The 22181-nt window shown below is 48.2% G+C and carries 17 protein-coding genes; 1 reads left to right on the top strand and 16 read right to left on the bottom strand.

The window, feature by feature from the left end; all coding sequences use genetic code 11:
• Positions 1-91: 91 nt before the first annotated feature.
• The 10 genes from AC1VYS_RS01230 to AC1VYS_RS01185 form a co-directional block, all read right to left on the bottom strand.
• The gene (locus AC1VYS_RS01230; RefSeq protein ID WP_482912681.1) at positions 92-1726 is read right to left on the bottom strand and encodes a type 2 periplasmic-binding domain-containing protein; all 1635 of its coding nucleotides are present in this window, start codon (positions 1724-1726) and stop codon (positions 92-94) included.
• A 154-nt stretch (positions 1727-1880) separates the two neighbouring features.
• Positions 1881-2789, bottom strand: a complete 909-nt coding sequence (locus AC1VYS_RS01225) for a carbohydrate ABC transporter permease (protein ID WP_482912680.1) — start codon at positions 2787-2789, stop codon at positions 1881-1883.
• A gap of 15 nt (positions 2790-2804) precedes the next feature.
• Complete coding sequence (locus tag AC1VYS_RS01220; RefSeq protein WP_420848966.1) at positions 2805-3749, bottom strand: ABC transporter permease; 945 nt, start codon at positions 3747-3749, stop codon at positions 2805-2807.
• Between the two features lie 347 nt (positions 3750-4096).
• Complete coding sequence (locus tag AC1VYS_RS01215) at positions 4097-5509, bottom strand: alpha-L-fucosidase (protein WP_482912679.1); 1413 nt, start codon at positions 5507-5509, stop codon at positions 4097-4099.
• 511 nt (positions 5510-6020) lie between these two features.
• Positions 6021-7079, bottom strand: a complete 1059-nt coding sequence (locus AC1VYS_RS01210; protein ID WP_482912678.1) for a Gfo/Idh/MocA family protein — start codon at positions 7077-7079, stop codon at positions 6021-6023.
• A gap of 288 nt (positions 7080-7367) precedes the next feature.
• Complete coding sequence (locus AC1VYS_RS01205) at positions 7368-8234, bottom strand: sugar phosphate isomerase/epimerase family protein (protein WP_482914877.1); 867 nt, start codon at positions 8232-8234, stop codon at positions 7368-7370.
• A gap of 109 nt (positions 8235-8343) precedes the next feature.
• Positions 8344-10152, bottom strand: coding sequence for a glycoside hydrolase family 35 protein (locus AC1VYS_RS01200; protein ID WP_482912677.1), 1809 nt, complete (start codon positions 10150-10152; stop codon positions 8344-8346).
• A gap of 1 nt (position 10153) precedes the next feature.
• Positions 10154-11632, bottom strand: a complete 1479-nt coding sequence (locus AC1VYS_RS01195) for an alpha-L-fucosidase (protein WP_482912676.1) — start codon at positions 11630-11632, stop codon at positions 10154-10156.
• A gap of 192 nt (positions 11633-11824) precedes the next feature.
• Positions 11825-12730: a copper homeostasis protein CutC gene (locus AC1VYS_RS01190; protein WP_482912675.1), complete on the bottom strand. Its 906-nt coding sequence runs from the start codon at positions 12728-12730 to the stop codon at positions 11825-11827.
• Between the two features lie 76 nt (positions 12731-12806).
• Complete coding sequence (locus AC1VYS_RS01185; RefSeq protein WP_482912674.1) at positions 12807-13826, bottom strand: sialidase family protein; 1020 nt, start codon at positions 13824-13826, stop codon at positions 12807-12809.
• Between the two features lie 310 nt (positions 13827-14136).
• Between AC1VYS_RS01185 and AC1VYS_RS01180 the strand changes: the two genes are divergently transcribed.
• Entirely contained in the window at positions 14137-14337 is a 201-nt protein-coding gene (locus tag AC1VYS_RS01180) for a hypothetical protein (RefSeq protein ID WP_221790134.1), read from the top strand.
• Between the two features lie 332 nt (positions 14338-14669).
• Here the strand turns inward: AC1VYS_RS01180 and AC1VYS_RS01175 are convergent, their stop codons facing one another.
• From AC1VYS_RS01175 to AC1VYS_RS01150, 6 genes are all read right to left on the bottom strand, one after another.
• Positions 14670-14861 carry a hypothetical protein gene (locus tag AC1VYS_RS01175; protein WP_090924244.1) on the bottom strand — a complete coding sequence of 64 codons (192 nt, stop codon included), beginning with the start codon at positions 14859-14861 and terminating at the stop codon, positions 14670-14672.
• Positions 14862-15111: 250 nt separating this feature from the next.
• Positions 15112-17895, bottom strand: a complete 2784-nt coding sequence (locus AC1VYS_RS01170; protein ID WP_482912673.1) for a glycoside hydrolase family 3 C-terminal domain-containing protein — start codon at positions 17893-17895, stop codon at positions 15112-15114.
• Between the two features lie 297 nt (positions 17896-18192).
• The gene (locus AC1VYS_RS01165) at positions 18193-19281 is read right to left on the bottom strand and encodes a low temperature requirement protein A (protein ID WP_482912672.1); all 1089 of its coding nucleotides are present in this window, start codon (positions 19279-19281) and stop codon (positions 18193-18195) included.
• A gap of 130 nt (positions 19282-19411) precedes the next feature.
• Positions 19412-20371 (bottom strand): ring-cleaving dioxygenase, encoded by a 960-nt coding sequence (locus tag AC1VYS_RS01160; protein WP_482912671.1) that lies wholly within the window; start codon positions 20369-20371, stop codon positions 19412-19414.
• 190 nt (positions 20372-20561) lie between these two features.
• Positions 20562-20789 (bottom strand): DUF896 domain-containing protein, encoded by a 228-nt coding sequence (locus tag AC1VYS_RS01155; protein WP_090924289.1) that lies wholly within the window; start codon positions 20787-20789, stop codon positions 20562-20564.
• Between the two features lie 357 nt (positions 20790-21146).
• Entirely contained in the window at positions 21147-22166 is a 1020-nt protein-coding gene (locus AC1VYS_RS01150) for an SPFH domain-containing protein (protein WP_482912670.1), read from the bottom strand.
• Between the last annotated feature and the right edge of the window lie 15 nt (positions 22167-22181).

The following is a 22181-nucleotide window of genomic DNA, read 5'->3' as shown; positions in this document are numbered from 1 at the left end:
TAATTATGCGTTCATTATATCGAATGACGTGGGGTTGTCATAGGAGAAGACTGCCCCGGTCACGGGTGACAGGCGGGACAGTCCTTTTGCATCACTTTTTCTCAATTGCACGCTGATAAATATCCAGATAATTGCTTAATCCAAGTCCATCAAATCCTTTGACGTATGAGTCCCAGTCCTTATCAATGCTCTTGCTACCAATGATGAACTGAGCCATGTTGGTCTGCACATAATCTTTGATCGCGGTGGTCAGTTGAGCTGCTGTCTCAGTATCTTCTGGACGAATAAATACGTTGGCAGGATATACTTCTTTGGGAGCGTATGGGGCATATACTTTCGTCGCTTGAGCAAGCCTTGTACCGTATCCTTCAGCAGACAGTGGATCTTGACCCTCTGCAAACAGATTACGGAACGTATTGGACAAATCATGCGCACCGATCTGTGACCAGCTCTCGTTCACAACCACGTTCGGATCACGTTCAGGCAGGTTGTAATAGCTGTATTTGGCAGGTTCGCCGTTGATGTTTTTCTCATCCGGGCCTGCTTTCTTCCAGCCCTTTCCTTCCGTTGGGCCGTACTCTGCGTAGAGTGCACCTTCTTCACTGAACATGTAATCTACAATTTTGATCGCTGCGATCTGTTGTGCTTCGGTCGCTTTGTTGGTGATAGCAAACTCAAACTCACCTACACTTTGCGTTGCTCCAGTCGTCTGCACACCATCCGGTCCTTTGAGTGGGGGCACGATCTCCCAGTGCTGGTGACGGGTAATTTTTTTGTCATATGTGTTCACCAGATAGCTCACCAGTGCCGTTGTAATGGAACCAACCACTTCATCTCCTTCTTTGTTCCCCAGTTGACCAATCGCTTGGTCATTCTGTGTGAAGGAAGCCGGGTCGATCAGGCCATCCGCATACAGCTTGTGCATATACTCCAGCCCTTTCTTCCATCCCTCCTGGTTTGCGGCAAAGCTGACCTTGCCATCGTTCACAATCAGGTATTTATCGTTATCGTTGTATATGAAGCTGTTCATCAGATAGGCATCGATGTTGCCGTTCCACACATATTTGTTTGGTGCACCTGTGAGCGGAATCTCATCGGCTTTGCCGTTGCCGTTCGGGTCTTGGGTTTTGAACGCCTTCAGAACGGTATACAGTTCATCCGTCGTCGTTGGCATTTTCAGCCCTACCTTATCCAGCCACTCTTGGTTGATCCAATACTTCTGCGCATACGTACAGTGGTAACATTCATTAAAAATAGGCAATGCATAGATATTACCGTCCGGTGCCGTTATGGCATCCTTGAAATAAGGCTTCTCTTCCATCACTTTGGTGAGGTTCGGGCCGTATTGCTTGATCAGGTCTTGAAGCGGGAGAAACACGCCTTGTTTACCATAGGTTTGAAGATCCGAGGTGGTGAATTTGCCATGCAGGAACACTTCAGGATAATCACCACTGGCTAGCAGCAATTGTCTGCGATCCTGCAAAGCGTCTGTCGGGGCCAGATCCCATTTCAAGGTCACGTTGAACTTTTTTTCGATAAACTTGGTGAATTCATTGTCTTCCATCGGCGCTTTACCTTGTGGAGCAAAAAAAGTCATCGTTACCGGGCCGCCGCTCTCGCCGCTCCCCTCGCTACCTGTACCCGCTTTTTCAGATGAACTGCATGCGGACAATATCGTCACCGAAGCGAAGATCAGACACAAAATTGAAATCCAGGATTTTCTCAAGCTGACTCCTCCTTTTTATTCATAACGGCAAACCTTTGGTTAAGCTATACGGGTTGATATAGCCGGCGTGTGCCCTCACCTCCTTTCATGAACCGGCTGCCATCGGATACGTGAAAAGTGATTTTTCTTCTTTCCTACGGATGAAATGTGCAAACTAGCCTTTAAGTGAACCGACCATAACCCCTTTGACGAAGTGTTTTTGCACAAAAGGATACATGATCAGAATCGGAATACTGGCGACGACAATCAGCGCATATTTCAGCACCTGCTCGAACCCTTGATCTCGCATCTGCTGGCTTGTATTCGCAAGCATGGCCGGGTCAGCCGCATTCAGAATTAACAAGTTACGAAGCACATATTGCAGCGGGAACAGTTTCTCGGAGCGTAGATAGATGAGTGCGTCAAAGTATGCATTCCAGTGGCCTACGGCGTACATCAGGGTCATCACCGCCAGAATCGGTTTGGAGAGCGGCAGCACCACGCTGATCAGGTAGCGAATATCCCGGCATCCGTCCATCTCGGCAGCTTCACCAAGTTCCCCGGGGATCGACGACTGGAAGAAGGTGCGCGCAACGATGACCTGGAACACAGCAAGCGCTCCGGGCAGCCACATCGCCCAGCGGGTATCCAGCAGGTGCAGGTCTTTCATCAACAGGTAGGTCGGAATCAGACCCCCGTCAAAAAACATCGTAATCATCATGAAGATGATGATCGCTCCCCGTCCGTAGAACGACTTGCGGGAGAGCGGGTAGGCTAGCATAACGGTCAGAGCCACGTTGATGAACGTACCAACCACGGTGTAGATGATCGTGTTGTAGAAACCAAGCATGAGCTGCTCACTTTTGAAAATGGAGATGTATGCCTTGATATTGAAATCCACCGGGAACAGCCACACCTGACCGGATGTCACGGCACGTGACGAGCTGAACGAGGAGCTGACAATGTACAAGAGCGGATAGAACACCGTTAACAGAATGGCAATCAGAAAGATATAGTTAATGGTCATGAAAATTCGGTCGCCAATGGGGTCTTTGATACGGTTCCGATTGATCAGATTAAACATAGACATGCTCCTCCTTTACCACAAGCTGTTCTCGGATACTTTGCGTGAAATGCTATTGACGATGACCAGTAAAATCAGATTGATGATGGAGTTAAAGAATCCGACAGCCGCGGAGAAGCTGAAATTCGCTCCGATCAGACCGACCTTGTACACGTACGTGGAGATGACCTCCGAAGCGCTTGTATTCAGCGGATTCTGCATCAGATATATTTTCTCGAAACCTACGCCCATAATGCTGCCCAGACTTAGAATCAACATGATTACGGTCACCGGAACAAGGGTGGGAAGGTCGATGTGCCAGATTTTCCGCAACCTTGAGGCTCCATCCATCTTGGCCGCTTCGTATAGAGAAGGATCGACTCCAGCCAAGGCCGCGATGTAGATAATTGAGGAGTACCCCATGCCCTGCCATACCCCGGACCAGACATAGATCGATTTGAAATATTCGGGAATGCCCATAAAGTTAGTCATCGGGAAACCCAACCAGGTAAATAACTTGTCTACGACGCCTACATGCGGCGAGAGCATCAGAATGATGATGGATACCATGACAACGGTGGAGATAAAATGCGGTGCATAGGTGACCATCTGTACGGTCTTTTTAAAGTAACCCGTTCGAATCTCGTTCAGCGCCAAGGCGAGCAAGATCGGTATAGGGAAACCGGCAATGAGGGAATAAAAGCTGATGCCAATGGTGTTCTTGATCAGTAGCCAGAAGTTTGGGGAATTAAAGAAGGCTTCAAAATGTTTGAGTCCCACCCATGGGCTACCCCAGATGCCTTTGACCACGCTGAAATCTTTGAAGGCAATCTGCACGCCCACCATCGGAATGTATTTGAAGATCAATAGATACAACACCGGAGGCAACACAAGCAGGTACAGCTCCCAGTGCTTTTTAAAGCTTTTGATAAACGGATGCTGCTTCTTGGGCGCTGTTTGACGTAATTGCTGCAGCTCCATGTTCGCAGGTATGCTATCTGTACCTCGACTCATTTGCGTCACTCCTTCTCAGCCTCAAGTGTAATAATACATTACATTCAGATTCCTTAAACGTTAGTTTTCGGCGTTCATTCGATGCCTTCAATCCAATCAATGTCAACAATCATATCAGGTAGCGCTTTCTTGATTTGATAGTACCTTGCTGGGGTCTTTTTGATCAATTTGCAATTTTCTCCGACCTCTCTTTATTCTAAAAACCCTTGTGCAGCAAGTGTTTAAAGCCATGTACTGTGGGGTTCTCTATGTTCTATGTATAAAAAATAAAATTCCGGAGGCACTGATATCTCCCCCGGAATTGACATCTGATTTTATGATTTGATGATCAATCTGAATGTATGAGTGATGGGTGCTTGGTTGCTTGCAGCGGATCGTGGCAACTCCACGAGCAGCCCTTCTTCGGTCTGCTGAAACGAAAGTACGTCATTCGTCCCGATGAGTTCAATACGCTCCACCTTTTCCACATATGGAATGATCAGTCGCTCTTCTAGGGTCTCGCTCTCGTTGCGATACATGCGGAAGGCATATACGGTGTTGATCTCTTCTTTCTGTGTAAACGCCCACTCCTTCGTGTAATACGGTGCGCAGATGCGGGTGCCATAAATGCCTTCACCGTGAGTGTTCAGCCATTCGCCCAGTCCCTTGATACCTCGAATTGCCCCTTTGGGTAGACGTCCGTCCGGCTGCGGCCCGACATTCAGTGCCAAGTTACCGCCTTTGGATACGACCTCGAGCAAAATATGTGCAAGCTGCCGGCCCGATTTATACTGATCATCGAAGCCAAAAGCAAACGAATGCCCGACGGTAATGCAGCTCTCCCACGGGATATTCATCGGATGCTCCGGGATCGTCTGCTCCGGGGTGACGATGTTCTCATACGGCCCGCCTACAGTGCGATCTGCGGATAAAAGCCAAGGCTGCGTGCTCTTTCTCGCCCGCTCGACCACTTCACCAAGCCGGATATCCTGACCGTGGCGCCCTTCGCGTACCCAGCCTGCATCGAGCCACAAACACTCGATCCGTCCGTAATTCGTCAGCAGTTCCATGATCTGCTCATGAGTGAACTCCACGAACTTTTCCCACATCCATGGATACTTGTGTGGTTCATAAGAAGGCCCGCGCCACATATGCCGTCTACGCTCCATGCCCGGTGCCCAGTAATAAGGGGTATGCCAGTCCGCTTTGGAGAAATATGCAGAGATACCGAGCCCCTTCGCTCGGAACGCATCAAACAATACACGGCAGATATCGGCATATTTGTGCGTGTGAAACGGCGTGTCCTTGCCCGTAATCCGGTAATCGGTCGTTTTGGTATCCCACATGCAGAAACCGTCATGATGCTTGGTTGTAAACAGGAAGTATTTAAAGCCGTTGTCGGCGGCCATCTGTGCCCATTCCTCGGGCTGGAACCGAATCGGATTGAAGGTTTTGTTCAGGTCAAAATATTCACGTTTGAAGTCCTCCATGTCCTCCGTCCAGTCCACATCATCCCGTGACCAGTCGCCATCCTCATCGCTCAGCGCCCATGATTCCACCAAGCCGAGCTGCGAGTATGGCCCCCAGTGCATCATCAAACCGAGCTTCTGATCTTTGAACCACTCCAGCCGCTCCAGCAGCAGTGGATCTTCCGGCTTTACCCATTCGTCTTCTTTGCTAAAGTTGTGTACGCCTGCTTCAACGATCTGCTCTTCCTGCTCTGGCAGGGGGGGATTGGTTTGAGTCAAAATAAAGCATCTCCTTTAGTTGAAATTTCTGACGTTGTAAAAGGGGGATTTACACTAAGGCACTCCGATTGCAGTACCATCTTTCGATCGCTGTTACCCCCGGATTTCTATGAATTATTTCCCTGATGGGGAAATCCGGTGGTAAAGGCGAGCGCTTCGCTTCTCCAGATTGGTTCTGCACTCTCCGTTTCACGTGTAAATGGATTTTCACAACGGGCCAAGACGGTTTCACCTCGTCGATCGGGTAACTTGGATACGTCGGGTTACTTATCCCTCCGTTTGGGTAGAACAAATGACTTAAGATTACTGGCCGATTTACACTGGGCTACTCCGATTGCAGTGCCATCTTTCGATCGCTGTTACCCCCGGATTTCTTCGAACTATTTCCCTGATGGGGAAATCCGGTGGTAGCGTATGCTTCCGATGTAGCTTTCTTGCAGAAAGCTTTCAGGCGAGCGCTCCGCTTCTCCAGATTGGTGCTGCACTCTCCGTTGCACGTGTAAATGATTTTTCACAACGTGATCTCTTTGCCCTCGCGCGCGGATTCGTAGATGGCGCATAGCATTTTCATGACTTCCACGCCGTCCCCGACGGGGCTAAGGGTTTCTTTTCGGCCTTGCGTGCTATCGATAAAGTGGTTGATTTCATTGCGGAACGAACCCATGAAGTCAAAGGATTTGAAATCGACCTGCGGTGTCATGTTCAGAATGGTATCGAACTTCTCGCCGATAATCGAAATCTCGGGCTCCAGCTCGGCTCCGCCTTTATCGCCGTACAGCTTAACTGCTGTTTCATCGGCTTTCGCATGCAGAGTGAAACTAACGTCGACCAGCAGGCTGGCTCCATTTTCAAAACGAATCAATGCATTGGCCATATCTTCCACGGTGTTCTGTTCTGCATCGTAATCGGCTGCCTTATAAAATGAAAGATTTCGAATATTTGCCCGGTTGCCGAGCCGATTGGAGACGTTAGCGGAAACGGACTTCACCTTTGGTCTACCCATCAGATACCAGCAAATGTCGATAACATGTACGCCGATATCAATTAACGGGCCACCGCCAGAGCGACTTTTATCCGCAAACCAGCCACCCGGGTTGCCCAGACGGCGCAGACTGGAAGCTTTGGCATAATAGATTTCGCCCAGTTCACCTTCGTCGATGAACTTTTTTAGAATCTGGGCATTGTCACTATAGCGGCGAACAAAACCTACTTGCAGCAGCTTTCCACTGCGATGAACGGCTTTCTCTACCTCTAATGCATCCTCTACGGTTTGGCATAACGGCTTCTCGCACAGCACGTTTTTGCCTGCATCCAGCGCCGCAATACTGATCTCGGCGTGCGAATCATTCCATGTGCAGATGCTAACCGAATCAATTTCCGGCAGAGCGAGTAAGTCTCTATAGTCCGTAAACACATGAGTTGCTCCATACTGCTTAGCCACATCAGCGGCACGAGTCTCGTTCAGATCACAGATCGCATAAATCTCTACTTCCGGATTACTGGCATATGCTTGCAGGTGACAATCGGATATCGAACCGGCGCCGATGACAGCGACTTTTAATTTGGACATTTCACTATCCCTCCCGTTTAAAAACGAAAATGAATACCGTTCAGCTTGGCAGAGCAAGCTTTTTATAAAAAGTAGCACGACCTTGAATCATTCATACTGATCCCATTTCGATGTATTTCATCTGAGAGAAAACGGATAATTGCGTCTTCTTTCATACGGTCTACTTTCTTGCTAAACCCTCCTATATAAAAGACTCGCTACACTACACTGCATCTCACAGCACTAAACCAATCGACACGGGATAGCATAGCGATGCCAGATCACAGCAAGGCATATACCGACACAGTGTCACGCCTCATCCCACAAACGGCGCACGTTATCCATCGCAATGCGCGAGGCGGTTCGGCAATCCTCCATGCCTTCGAATTCAACCGAGATATATCCGTCATACCCGGACTGCTTCAGCACACGGAACACCTCTGGCATGTCGATATCACCATGTCCCACGATGGCTCCGCGCAGATAATTGCCGTGGGAGGTCTGGAACCAACCTTCGCCGGGATTACGGGTGGAAGGACGCCAGTAGAAGTCTTTGGCGTGAACGATGGACGCGTAAGGAATGTTATTTTTCACCGCACTCACCGGATCTTCATCCACACAGAGGAAATTACCGATGTCTAGCGTAGTCTTAAAATTTTCCCGCCCCGTCTCATGTAAAAGCCGCTGAATTCGCTCGCTCGATTGCACATAATATCCGTGGTTCTCCACACTTGTCGTAATCCCAAAGCCTGCGGCATAGTCGGCAATTCGCTGACAGGCTTTGACGAGCACGGGCAGGTCGGCTTCAAACTGTGCTACAGTCCCTTCCGGTGCAGGCCGGAAAGCCACATCGTGGCGCATCAGTTTCACACCTAGGGCAGCGGCAACATCCACGTGGCGCATAACGCTCTGAATTTCTTCTTCCAAAGTCTCGGCATTCTCCTGAACTGCAAAGTTTGCACCAATAGCATAGTTTGAAATGTCGATACTAACGTCCTGAGCCGTGGTTTTGATCTCCTCCATTAACGCTGGATTGTCGATCAGACTGAAGCCCATCGGCACAATCTCCACATGCTGCCCGCCCTGTCCGGCAATCCAGCGAATGGCATCCGGCACCGTAAGTTCCTTACGATCCAGGGCTTGCTGCAAACTGTACGTGCTGAGTCCAACTTTCATCTTCCTCATCCTCTCCCTCTCCTGTGATGGGTGTCCATACCCAACGTATACCTTGTTCCAGCCCATAGGGCAATTGCCAATAATCGCATGGCTCACCGATTTTCCTTTTCTAGCCCAAATCCGGCTGATCCACGAACATGACAGCGGCATCTGCCGTCCCATGAAGCTCAAATATAATGATCTCATTCTCCCCTTGACGGAGAAGAGGTGCAGGGACATACAACGTCTGTTGCGGGCCTTTATTCCAGTAGCGCCCCAGATTGAATCCGTTTACAAATACAATTCCTTTTGTCCATCCGTCCAGACGAAGAAAGGTATCCTTTATATCCAACACATCCTCCATATGAAGACTTCCTCGATAAAAAAATGGCTCCGCTTTAACTGTTCTTGCGCTGTACTCCAGCTCAGACAGCACAGCAAAGGATAAACCCGAAAGATCGGTCATCGGCAAGCAATGAATCGTCCAATCATACAAAAACTGAAATCCATGCCGCACACCCTCCGTGATACCCTTCGGATCTCTCAGATACGGCCCATAATTGATTCGCCCCATATTCTCAACGAGAATGAGCAACTCTGCGCCCTCTGTTGGTACTTCAAAGGATATCGTCGTCTCAGCATTTCCACGTTCGAGCACACCCTGCAACAAGCCATCTACAAACACCAGTGCCCGATCACGCACCTCCTGAACAACGAATTCCTGTCGTTCTCTTGGCCCGGATATCCGTGTCTGGTAGCTGATGAACCCGTAATCCTGCCCCAGCTTCTCCATCGGCTCCGGATTTGTACGGTGCATTGGAACAGCCAGTGCATTCAGTTGCTGAAGCAAACTAGCATGTTGCCTCATCTCGACCCTGCCGTAAGCGGCCGTTCCTATAGGTTCTGGTAAAAACAAACCTCCCGTTTCAGAGCTACGATCCTCTTTTTGAGAACCACTATAGCGCGAGAGAACCTCTCTGACCGCATAAAATTTCGCTGTCGGTTCACCTGATTCGCTAAGCAGTGAGTCATAGTCATAACTTGTGATGGTTGGTTCATATTGATCCTTTTGCTGACAGTTCGCCCCATTATAAAATGCAAAATTCGTACCGCCATGGAACATGTAGAAGTTCACCGAAGCGCCTGCTTCTAACATTTCCTCCAGCACTTTAGCTATATCTTCTGCTTCCCGGGTATGATGTGACTCGCCCCAGTGGTCGAACCACCCATTCCAAAACTCCATACACATGAGCGGTTCCTCGGCTTGATATTCACGTAGCTTGGCAAACGCCCACTCGGTCCCCGACCCAAAATTAACTGTTGCCAAGTGTCCTGGCACGGAACCAGCTTGCAGCATATGATCGGTTGGCCCATCCGAGGTAAACAGGAGCACATCCATGTCCCGCCGCACCATGCCATCCCGCAAATATTGCAGATAACTCGCATCGTTTCCGAAGCTGCCGTATTCATTTTCAATCTGCAATGCAATAACGGGGCCGCCAGAGGTGCTCAGAAGGGGTTTTAATTTGGGCAAAAGCACATCGTAATACCGATCCACATGCGCCAGAAACGCTGAATCGGTACAACGAAGCCGCAGATGGTCATCCGCAAGCAGCCAGGAAGGCAATCCGCCAAATTCCCACTCCGCACAGATGTAAGGACTTGGACGAACGATCACATACAGCCCTAAAGTTCCTGCAAGTCGTACAAACTGCCCCACATCCGCCATGCCTTCAAAACAGTACTCTCCTGGCTGCGGCTCATGCATATTCCATGGCACGTAAGTCTCCACCGTGTTGAACCCGCAGGCCTTCAGCTTCAGCAACCGATCTTCCCAATACTCGGGCACCACTCGAAAATAATGAATCGCTCCCGAAAGAATTTGAAAAGGTTCTCCATCCAGCATGAATTGAGACCCCCGAGCCGTCAGTACCGCCATCTCACACGTCCTCCCGTTCACTGTAAAATAAACTGAATCTAGATAACGTCGGAACCCATCTGGACTCCTGAATGGTTAGCCGGACCCGGCGAGCAGTCACTTTTGGAAAACAGCAAATCCGCTTATATCCAACCACCGTTCCAGCATAGATGTCCTGCCACCGACCATCCTCACCGCATACTTCCAGCATGAATCGTTCGATCCGCTGTCCCGATTGGATGTGTTCCATCAGCATCACACGGTCGAAGGTCTTTTCTTCGGGCAAAAGCAATTCAATCCACGCCTGCTCTGTTCCTTCGCGTGGGCACCAATAAGCTTTTGGTTTGCGCTCTCCATCCGGATTTAGCACTTGTGAAGCATCATGTGCTTCGTCCATCGTCTCCGAAGCCTTCGCCTGTGCGCCTTGCGCCAAGTCCTCACTGAACGTGGTATGCAGCGCTGAACCTAACTCCCGCAGTCGCTGAACATCATTTTCATGAATCAAACCACGCTTGTCTGGGGGCAGGTTAAGCAAAAAACAAGCGTTGCCGCCCACGGCGCCGTAATATACGGAGAGCAGTTCCTCCAGCGTTTTGACCTGATCATCTTCACCCGCATGATAGAACCAGCCCGGACGAATCGAGGTATTCACCTCGGCAGGATACCACACCAGCTGATCAGCATAGTCACGAATGACGTCACGGCTCCCCAGATCACGGTCCTGTGTGTTGATTTTCCTCGCAAACGCTCCATCATCCACCTGTTGCGACTGCTCCTGAATCTTCTCATTATCCTGCATATGCGCCGGCACAACGCTCCATTCCGATTCGCGCGTATGTCCCGCCTCGTTGCCACACCAGCGCACGTCCGGGCCACAGACCGAAATGACCGCTTCCGGCTGGAGCTCACGAATGAGCGCATAATAGGCGTCCCAGTCATAGACCTGCCTTTTCCCATTGGGCCCTTCACCACATGCTCCATCAAACCAGACACAGAAGATATCACCGTAATTCGTCAGCAGTTCGCGCAGCTGAGCAAGAAAAAAAGCATTATACAGCTCCGAATCCCCGTAACATGCTTCATGACGATCCCAGGGAGAGAGATACACCCCAAATTTCAACCCGGCGTCACGACAGGCATCCGCAACTTCTCGCACCAGATCACCAGCACCATTTCGCCATGGACTTGCTGCAACCGTATGATTGGTATAACTGCTCGGCCAGAGACAGAACCCATCATGATGTTTGCATGTCAAAATCAGCCCTTTCATGCCTGCGTCCTTACATGTCTCCACCCATTGCTTTGCATGCAGTTCAGTAGGGTTAAAGATCGCCGGGTCTTCCTCACCCGTCCCCCACTCCCGATCTGTAAATGTGTTCACGGTAACATGGATAAAAGCATAAAACTCCATCTCCTGCCATCTCACTTGGCGCTCGGATGGGCTGACCTGTGCAGCCGTTTTGATCCAATCCGCTGGTGCTGATGAAAGCTTTGAATTCATGGCTTTCCGCTCCTTTATATGAAAAGTGCATTTTGTTTTCAGTGCTTTTATTGCTTTTGTTACTTTTGTTACTTTTTGTTCTATATAAGTTGAACTATTCTCTTTTACACCAACTAATATAGCTATCCATCCGCTTCTATAGCCACCGCTACGTTGGCTACTTCTAACACACCACCCACACAATGGACACTATTACCGCAACTCTTGTACTACACGAATCAATGCTGCTTTGGCCTGAGCGACAAGCTGCGTATCTACAGAATGATCAAAACTCCATCCATGTCGCACACCCGATCCCATATGAATCTCGGTAATCCCCGTTCGGCTCACGATGGTTGGAATCCCCTCAATCGTGACACCCGAACCGGCCATAATCGATATATTTAGTATCTGTCCCATCTCCTGCAGCTGCTGTAGTTCGAGCAAACCTTCAGGGGCAGTAGGCTTTCCTCCCGATGTAAGCACGCGCTCTACGACACTCTCCTCGCTCTTACTCACACATGCACTTTTGCTCTCGCCCTTGCTATTAATCCCACACTCACTCTTGTCCTTGCTGTTATTCTCGCTACTGCTCCTGTCCTTACTTTCACTCTCGCTCTTGGTTTTCATCTCCTTCTCATACTCAAACCTGCACTTACCCTCACTCCCTCCATTGATGCTACCAATGCTCTCCAGTGATCTCACCACATGTGCACTCGAATCGATGGCGCGATGAAACGTAACTCCCAGCCCCTGAGCGCTTAACAGACAAGTTTGTAAAAAGGAGCGATCTACTTCTCCCTCATCGGTGAGAGCTCCAATCACGATGCCTGCGGCACCAAGCTCCCGCGCCACACGTATATCTTGGATCATCACTTGAAGATCATCAGCGCTATAGCAGAACGAGCGGCTATGAGGCCGGATCATGACATACACCGGAATTGACACCCGCGATAGGACTTGTTCAATCTGCCCGTAGCTTGGCGTAAGACCACCTTCGGACATAGCCGATACCAGCTCGATGCGATCGGCTCCCCCCTGCTCAGCCGCTTGGGCATCTGCCGCGTCCACCGCTATGACTTCCAATATTGGCTTTATGTTGTTGACTCGCCTATTCATAGGAACACCTCCTCACAAGTAATCACGACAGAAAGGACCGAATAAACGCCTGATCAGCGCTTCTGCGGCCCTTGCTTTATTCCGATGTGTAAACATTCAGTTTCCAGAACGCAACCCGGTCTCTTTTCCACGTATACGAGATATACAGGCTCTGCCCCTGAGATACGATGGCAGGATAAGAATACTCTCCCGGCTCATCTTCAAGCACCCATTCATCTCCCCAGCTCGCACCGTTGTCATTCGAAAAAGCAACCACCAGTGGTGTCCGGGGACTCTCTGTCGCATATCCGCTCACGGGATTGTAAACAAGCGCAAGCAAGCCACTCTCCAGCCGTGTGACATCAATTCCGCTATTGTTGTTTGGCAGTTCTGTCGGGTACGCTTCACACCATGTCCTGCCGCCATCCACCGAGTCACTGCGGAAAATCCTCCCCTCCGTGCTGCGAAGCAGCATATGTACATCTTCTGCACTTGAAGTCCATAGAGCAGGCTGAATCAGCCCTTTCGCAATCCAATGATTTGCCCCCACATAAATAGACAAATTCATCGGCACAGGTTTACTTTTCGTCCATGTCATGCCTTCATCGGTTGAAATATCAACAAAAGCTTCCCACACCTGCTTGCCCGGATTCTCCGTGTCCATTCGCTCAATAGAAGCTGGAGCCAAAATGGTTCCATCCGTTAGCCGTAAAGGTTTATTGCGCACCGGACCACGGCCACCCACATCATCGGGAACCAACTCACGAGCCTCCGTCCATGTCTGCCCGCCATCCTCCGAGCGCATGATGCGCGTATGCCAGTCTGTAATTTCGTGTCCCACTTTGTAAAAGAGGACTAGTGAACTCCCATGTGCATACAGCACCGGGTTCCAATGGGCAATGTCTTCTTCATCCGCTACTTTGCGCGGCGTTGACCACAAGCCATCTTTCTCCTGAATAGCCATCCAGATCGCGGTGTCGCTGGATTTTTCATATGAACCCGCGAACCAAGCCGCAATAACTAAACCAGTTGGCAAAACAGCAAGCGTAGATGCATGACTGCTCTGGAAATGCTGCCCTTCCTGAAAAACATACTGTTTCTCAGCCATCATAGTCATGAGTGAACCTCCCGTAAATTGGAGTAAATAAGACGTTAGCTAGCATTGATTCAGTTAAACGAGTCTAGCTTTCCACGGCTTCCATGAACGTAATGCTATATTGGTTTTAATTGATTTCTACTTTTGCGATTTTCATCTCGTTTGTTATTTTTGTTATTGCATTTGTTATTAATTTATATATTCAGTCTAAAACGTTAGGAATTGAACGTCAATACTCTTATATGAGCTTCTTCGAAAATATCTCCCCATGTAGGCAAAAAGAGAAAAACTGTTCCCCCCATTTTTGCGTCTGTATATATGAGGTGATTTAATGAACAAAATTTTAGCATTTTCGATTTTGGGGATGGGTTTAACTGGTGCCGTTTTAATCTTCTCTGTTGCTCTATGGTTTAATCCACCGATAGGAAATGTTTTGAAGATGGTTACTGCTGCTTCAACATTATCTTTTATTATATTCGCTGTCTCGGCTTTGGTATTTCGTCGGCGGTTAGATCATGAGAAAAGAACTTAATATAATCACACTACTTTCTCCATCCAACACAAATGGTTTTCAAGAATAATGTCATAAGTTTAGTTCACACGCAGAACTAACATAAAAATGAAATCTGAATCGTGAAGCGGCATAGGAAATATCTTGAGCCGTTTCTTTTCTTGTGTATAAAGAGATTCTCACATATGACGCAAAAAAAGACGAGGCAAAAGAATCTCAGCATCGTCTTTGTATCATATCTACCGTATTGGTGACTTGTTCCAGTCCTCCATGTTCCTCACCCTTAAATAAAATAAAGGGCTTTCAAAATTACTTATTTTATATCTACTTAACTCATCGCATATCGTACCTATCTACTTGTTACGCCGGGCTTTTGTCATACGGTTGAACATAATCAAAGCCACAATAATCATGGCAAGCATCGCAATATTGCTGGACACCTCTTGCGACAATCCAAACAGCATACATACGTTTGTTACTAGTCCTCGTACGATTAATGCCACGACAATCAGCAGAATCGGACTTAAATAATTGTATCTCTTCATCGTTACCACACCCCTGACCCCATTATTCTGTTTGACCACGATCCCGTAATTCGATCATAACAGCCTGCTCCTCTGGTGACAACAAAAGGACACTGCACGCAGTGTCCTTCGTTATATTGCTACAATGATTTTATCACTGCATGGTTACACTTCTTCTTTCAAAGCTCCAGCCCAAACCACAGCCAATTCACATAAAATTACATCTCAATTGACCTTACAGAGCTATACCAATCTAATTAACCTAACCAACCTACACCTGCTTGAATTCGATCCAATCGATCTGTAGACCTGGTTTGGTAAAGTCCAGCTTGAGTTCATACAGCCCAGCCTCCAGTTGCACTTTCACCAGCTTTTGTCTGATCCATTTGCCCTCTGTACCGTTCGTTTGAATCGTCGTAGCCAGCTGATCATTGAGCAGCACATTACATGCACTTTGAGCCAGTTCAGGCTCAGGTGACATGATTTGCACAATAATCCGGTACTGGCCTGCTTCATCCACTTTCATATATACAGGCTCAGCTACGGGAGGTTTTACCTGCGCATTCTCAGCCAATGACTGAGCGTCTGCCGCTGACAGGGACGCGTTCGCCTGGAACGAGGCCACGTTCTCTACAATCTCATGTTTGCGTGAGGATACCGGCGCGTTCATAATGAATTTGCAGATATTGATCGCGGAGCGTTGTAGCTCGCCGCGGGTCAAGGTTCCATTTTCGAGCGATTCAATGGTATTGTCATCCCAGCCGTTGATCTCTGCACCATAGTTTGGCACAACCATGTAGAGGTCGTTCTGAGCGCGAACCATCCAGTTCGTGAACTTGCGATCGGCTTCTCCGCCTTCAACCACATCGTTCATAATGGCCCACCAGTCGGTCATCACAATACCGTCGAAGTTCCACTCTCCGCGCAGAATCGTCGTGTTCAGATCGTAGTTGGATGCGGCCCAGTGTCCGTTAATCGGATTGTAGGAGGTCATGATGGAGTTCGCTCCACCCTCTTTCACTGCAATCTCGAATCCTTTCAGATAAATTTCACGAAGAGCACGTTCGGATACAACGGCATCGACTTTGCTACGGTGTTTCTCCTGATTGTTGCAGGCAAAGTGTTTCAGCGTGGCGTTAGAGCCGCCCTTCATAATACCTTTCGTACATGCTGCGGCAAATACTCCCGAGATCAGCGGATCTTCCGAGAAGTACTCGAAGTTACGACCATTCAGCGGACTGCGGCGGATATTGAGTCCAGGTCCGAGCAAGGTGTCCACCTGATTGCGAAGCAGCTCTTGTCCTTCCATCACATACAGTTCTTCTACCAAATCTGCGTTCCACGTTGCCGCCAGAAGTGTACCAATGGATACTTGTGTTGCTTTCTCCCCACTATCCATACGGATACCGGACGGACCGTCTGCCGTACAGGCCACAGGAATGCCATAGTTAAACAGGCTGTCACTCACACCGCCAAACGCCGATGCCGTTCCCGAAGTAACCAGCGGACTGCTCATACCTTCACCGCGTACAATTGCTGCCAGATCCTGATCGCTTAGTTGAGCCACAAAAGCTTCCAGACCGACTTTGCCAGTCTTCACATCACTCAGTTTGTATCCCTGGTTGCCCGTTTGCTCCAACGTTTGCGGCAAGTTCTGCGTAATGCGATCCGCGATAGACACTTTGCGCTTTGGCACATCTACATAGGTCAGCTCATACGATCCATCCGCCTTGCGAATGCCCGGTTTCATGCGTGTGAATTCTTTCGTCGGTGCCATTGCTTCTTGCAATTGCTCCACCAGCTGAACCGTGTTTACAATGTAGCCGTCTCGGCCATCGATGCCAACATGCTCTACCTGCTTCACACTTGTACCCACATGCAGGCGGTACGTTCCCGCTTCAAGCACATAGGCGGAAGCATATCCTGTTACACCTGCGTCATCATACGAAGCCATGCGATTTACCGGGAAACGGATCGTTAACAGCTCGGAATCGCCGGGCTGCAGCAGTCCTGTTTTGCCAAAGGCTGCCAGCGCTTTCGCCGGTTGTCCCAACTCCCCCTGCGGTGCTTCATAATAAACCTGAACCACTTCTTTACCCGCATAGGTTGTACCGGAGTTAGTCACGTTGACACGAACCTCGATAGAGGTTTCCCCGTTGTCGGTAACCGTACGAGCTTCCTCGGTCTGAATCGCAAATGTCGTATAAGACAGACCATATCCGAACTCAAATTGTACCTTCTCAGGTCGAAACGTTTCGAAAAACCGATAACCTACATAAATATCTTCTTGATACAGGTTCTTAAACTCATTTCCGTAGTTGCTTGTAGAAGGGTAATCTTCAATCGAATAAGCAATTGTATCCGTTAATTTACCGCTTGGTGTCACGTCTCCAGCCAGTACGTCTGCGATCGCGTTACCGCCTTCCATGCCCCCGTGCCAAGAGTAAATCACCCCTTGAATCGGATGTAGAACCGTTTCGTTCAACCAGCTCATATCCATAATATTAGAGACGTTAAGTACCACAATCGTATGTTCAAAATGGTTCGTGACATGCTTCAGCATCGCCTTTTCATCGTCTGTGAGACGATAACTTCCGGGTGCATCTGCATTATCCTGATCTTCCCCTGCGGTACGCCCAATGACCACAATGGCTTTACTCGATTTACTTCTGGCCTGTGCAACCAGTTCGTCTGTAAGCGGCATTTCCTTCTGGTTCCATGGCTCGGCTGCCCAGACTTTCCCGCCATCGTCAAACGGATTTTCCTCGATCCATTTCTCATATACGGCTGCCAGTTCTTCGTTAACGTTGATGTTTTTTTTGCTACGCAATCCATCCAGCAGATTGGTCGTATACGCGACATGAACACTCCCGCCTGAACCAGTACCACTGCGATAATAATTCACTTGAATTCGGCCGAAAACTGAAACGTTTTCGGAATGACGAAGTGGAAGCACCTGTCCTTCATTTTTAAGTAAAACTGCTCCTTCGGCAGCCACTGTACGGCTAAATTCTGCAAACCCTTCCAATGGAACACCAATTAGATTTGTACTCAAGTGATTCCCCTCCTGAAATGTCATCTCCATATCTGTAAACCGGCTATTTATAAACAAGATTAGATCGTACCCAATTCACTACGATGGCAAAATACCTTAATATCGCTCTTTCCCTGACTAAGCTCATTTAAAAATAGAATTAACCTCTTGGATATGGCAGATTTACTTGTACCTAGTCCCATCTTAACAGATTGCGTACATGAAAATATATGAGAAATATTTATGTTCTTATAGCAAAAATGAAAGCCACGAACAAAGTCGTCCGTGGCTCTTGCTTCTTTTTTATATAAACGTAGATCATGTCGTCAACTTCGCATACACCAGAAAGAACAACATATCCTCACCCATGATGACATATCCGGGAACGCGGTAGATCAGATCCACCACTACAAAGGCCACTAACAATCCTACCATGACCACCATATGAACTGGACGAAGGCGGAGATGCTGGTGTCTGTAGCGATGAAACACAAGGGTTGTTGACAGGAAATACAGGAGCACCGAGCCAAATACAAACGCAAGCATAAACTCATAGTTTAGCAGGTTCTGGTACAGCAGTTGGATCGAAGCAGCGATCATACTTAGGGAAATGTAGATAAATAGATGCCCGTAGATGATGGCTTGCCCGACGGTCTGCATCTCTTTGCTTACTTTTTTCTCCACGTTATCGAAGTACTGCCACCACATGGCGATGACAAACAGGGACGTAAAGACAGCAAACAAGATCGATTTCCAATCCCAATGATCGGCTGATAGTACCGCGATGATGCTGACAACGGATTCACCGAGCAGGATGAGGGTAAAGAGAGCAAAACGTTCCAGCAAATGATGGGTCTGCACAGGCACTTTCACCAGATTTTTACGACCTAGTAGTGGCAAAATGATATCCACGGCGATTCCGGCATACAGAATCACATAACGCACCCACGAATCAAAGAACAGGGAACCCGATGAGATCACGATACCAATGATAAACGAGAGGCCCAAGAAACGGGCGGCCTGCTGCTGATGCTCGCTTTTTGACTTGTGGATCGTCAGGTACTGAATCGCGGTAAATGCTCTGGAACCAATGTATCCAACAAAGAAGGACAGATAGTGTTCGTCAAAATGAGTGGACAGACTTGCCGTCATAATGAGAACCGACAGCAGTTGAAGGATGAGGAAAATCCGGTGGCTCAGAATATCCTGACCATAACGGTTGATGAATAAGGTCTGGCCAACCCACGCCCACCAAACCGGGATGAAGATTAACACAAACTTTAATAAATATTCGAATGTAATGATGCCGTGCTCGGCATGTAACAAGACATGGCCCGCTTTGGAGACTGCCGCGACAAAAAGTAAATCATAGAACAGCTCCAGCCAGGTGACCTTTTTCTCCATCATCCCTCAGTGCTCCTTTTGGTTTAATTTCATATTCGTTGAAACAAAGGTGTTCACACGCAAACTTCGAGGACAGAATAACCTGACGATTAGCGGTCATCCCCCAATTTTTTGATTTCCTCTTCTGTCTATTTCACTCCATCACAGTTGCTACAGCAGTAAGTGTTCTTACCTGAATTGGCTGCAGATTATCCTCAATCTGAGTCCGGTACTGCTCAAACCACTCCGGCAGCATCAGTTTCTGTCCAAGCGCTTCGGCTGGTTCGTCTTTGGCAAAGCCTGGAGGATCAGTTGCAATCTCGAACAAAATGCCGCCCGCTTCTCTGAAGTAAATCGCGTTGAAATATTGGCGATCCCGGACTGGAGTCGGCTGATAACCGTATTCACGTACGGCTTCGCTCCACTGCACATGCTGTGCGTCATCTACTGCGCGCCATGCGATATGGTGCACGGTTCCTGCGCCGCCCATACCCAGCGGTACGCGGGTGACAGGCACATCCACGATGTTGCCAATGTCTCCGATGGAACGGAAACGGGCATATTCTTCATTTTCGCCCACTTTCACAAATCCGAGAATACGCTCAAGTGCATCCATCGTACGTTGTGGGTTCACACTGAAGAGTACGGCTCCACCAAAACCTTTAATTGCATGTTCAGTCGGGATTCCTTCTTGCACCCATGTATTCGCAGCGCCCTCTTCCCGCTCAACCAATTCCAGACGCAAACCCTCGCTGTCTTCGAATTGCAGCAACTCTTCATCAAAGCGGTTAGTTCGAGTCAATTCGATATTAAAACTTTCCAGACGATTTTGCCAGAAGTCCATTGAACCCGGTGGGATGACATATGAAGTAATGCCGACCTGACCGCCGCCAATCTGGCCACGTGGTGAGCCTGCCGCCGGGAAGAAGGTAATGATCGTCCCCGGACTGCCTTGTTCATCTCCAAAGTACAGATGGTACACATCCGGTGCGTCGAAGTTCACTGTTTTTTTCACCAGACGAAGTCCCAGAACTCCAGCGTAAAAATCAACGTTAGCCTGTGGATCTCCAGCAAAAGCAGTAATGTGGTGGATACCTGTCGTTTGAATGTTCATGATTATTTCCTCCTTGGATTGTAATCTCATTTATTTTTTATGTTTTATTTCCAATTATCTTTAAATTAAGATATATAATCTGTACCACTAATGCAGAATCGAAATTCAAACCTGCACTAACGGTACAATAGTCGTATTAGCCCTCTCATTCAGGGAACGTTTGATGTCCCCTCTGCTTCTGCAACATAATCTATGGATTCTGTCTGGAAGCCTGTTCTTGTTTCAATTTATCTGGAGTCACGTCATCGCCGTTTGGATCGTAGATGGTGGCATTCAGCAAAATGTCGTTGACCGAACCACGAAAGGTCTGCAAATATTCCTGGCGAAGGCGAGTCTGTTCTGCTTGCTCCATCTCCGTCAGTCCACCCGCTTTGGCTTTTCTCGCGAGTTCATTAATTCGTGTCAATGTTGGAATCATCATCTGGATCTCTCCTCCTGTCAATCAATTGAAGATATTTATTTGAGTATATTCTTGAGTACACCTTACTGTCACTTTCATTCAAATTAAATATCTTAATATAAAGATAATTGATTTTATTTCGCTTGTCAACACTTTGTTTCTGTAAAAACAGAGCTTACCTTTCGCTAAATCATGAGCTTCCATGTTGTTCAAATCAAAAAGGTCAGTCCCACAGGTGTTGTTATGCCTGTAGAACCAACCTTTCAATTACTCCTCTATTCCATCCTGACGTTGCTCGGTTCATAACAATCACACACTACAGATAAACTACACAGACGTACCGATAACAGATATTCTCCTAATCATCTGTATGCTCTATGCCAGCTTTTGTCCGCAGTTTGGACAGAAATTAGCTCCTTCGTTTTTGGCGCCACAGTTCGGGCAGAAGTTAGGCTTTTTGCCATCACCACCAGAAGACGGAGAGGCATCCCCATTACTATTCTGCTGTTGACCTTGGCTATTTGAACTTTGATGATTCGCGTTTTGGGTGTTCTGGTTCATGTTTTTCATCATCTCATTCGCCATATTCATGCCCATCATCATACCTGCCATATCTGAAGCTGCACCGCCGCCCTGTACTTTACCGGAGGAAATACCATCCGTCATACTCACCTGCTGGTACTTTTGCAGATTGCCGATCATCTCGTGAGAAGCCGTTTTGGTGATCATATCCTGAATCTCCTGCGGATAGTTGAAGCTCATCACCTGGAAGCCGGTAATGCCAATCCCGATATCCATCATCTGCATATCCAGATCCTCTTGAATACCGCGTGCAATATCCGAAGCATTCGCCTGCAGGTTAAACATATCCTTACCTTCACGGCTGATCCACTTCATGAGCAACTGATCCAGCACAGATGTAATACGGATTTTGACATCTTCCACCAGATAACTCTGTTTGATGCCTGCGATTTTATCAATCAGGGTCACATAGTCACTTACTTTAAAGTTAAACGTTCCATTCGCCCGAATCGGCATGCCGCCGGGAAGTTGCGGTGTCGGAATCAGTACCGGACTTTGCGTACCCCAGCGGACGGTGAACTCCTTTGTATTTACAAACAAAACCTCAACCCGCATACCGCTGTTGAATCCGAATTTGAATCCTTTTAGCGTGGACAGAAACGGAATAATCTCCGAGTCGATATTAAACGAACCTTCGTCCTCAAAAATACCTTCCACCTTGCCGTTATTCAGGAAAATGGCATCCTGTCCCGAGCGGATAATCAGCTTACTGCCTTTCTTGATCTCTCGATTACTCCATTTCCAGAAGATCATATCATCTCTGAATTCTTCCCATTCCACCACGTTAGAAAACTGATTTTTGAAAAATCCCATGTTTAATCCCGTCCC

The sequence above is a fragment of the Paenibacillus sp. G34 genome, from assembly GCF_056856875.1.
This window is presented reverse-complemented; position numbering and strand designations above follow the sequence as displayed.

Bases quoted from the DNA above. Each gene is read 5' to 3' on its own strand.
- AC1VYS_RS01205 (WP_482914877.1), bottom strand. From the start codon at position 8,234: ATGAAAGTTGGACTCAGCACGTACAGTTTGCAGCAAGCCCTGGATCGT.
- AC1VYS_RS01200 (WP_482912677.1), bottom strand. From the start codon at position 10,152: ATGGCGGTACTGACGGCTCGGGGGTCTCAATTCATGCTGGATGGAGAA.
- AC1VYS_RS01185 (WP_482912674.1), bottom strand. From the start codon at position 13,826: ATGACTATGATGGCTGAGAAACAGTATGTTTTTCAGGAAGGGCAGCAT.
- AC1VYS_RS01150 (WP_482912670.1), bottom strand. From the start codon at position 22,166: ATGGGATTTTTCAAAAATCAGTTTTCTAACGTGGTGGAATGGGAAGAA.
- AC1VYS_RS01180 (WP_221790134.1), top strand. From the start codon at position 14,137: ATGAACAAAATTTTAGCATTTTCGATTTTGGGGATGGGTTTAACTGGT.
- AC1VYS_RS01210 (WP_482912678.1), bottom strand. From the start codon at position 7,079: ATGTCCAAATTAAAAGTCGCTGTCATCGGCGCCGGTTCGATATCCGAT.
- AC1VYS_RS01160 (WP_482912671.1), bottom strand. From the start codon at position 20,371: ATGAACATTCAAACGACAGGTATCCACCACATTACTGCTTTTGCTGGA.
- AC1VYS_RS01220 (WP_420848966.1), bottom strand. From the start codon at position 3,749: ATGGAGCTGCAGCAATTACGTCAAACAGCGCCCAAGAAGCAGCATCCG.
- AC1VYS_RS01155 (WP_090924289.1), bottom strand. From the start codon at position 20,789: ATGATTCCAACATTGACACGAATTAATGAACTCGCGAGAAAAGCCAAA.
- AC1VYS_RS01195 (WP_482912676.1), bottom strand. From the start codon at position 11,632: ATGAATTCAAAGCTTTCATCAGCACCAGCGGATTGGATCAAAACGGCT.
- AC1VYS_RS01165 (WP_482912672.1), bottom strand. From the start codon at position 19,281: ATGATGGAGAAAAAGGTCACCTGGCTGGAGCTGTTCTATGATTTACTT.
- AC1VYS_RS01175 (WP_090924244.1), bottom strand. From the start codon at position 14,861: ATGAAGAGATACAATTATTTAAGTCCGATTCTGCTGATTGTCGTGGCA.
- AC1VYS_RS01190 (WP_482912675.1), bottom strand. From the start codon at position 12,730: ATGAATAGGCGAGTCAACAACATAAAGCCAATATTGGAAGTCATAGCG.
- AC1VYS_RS01225 (WP_482912680.1), bottom strand. From the start codon at position 2,789: ATGTTTAATCTGATCAATCGGAACCGTATCAAAGACCCCATTGGCGAC.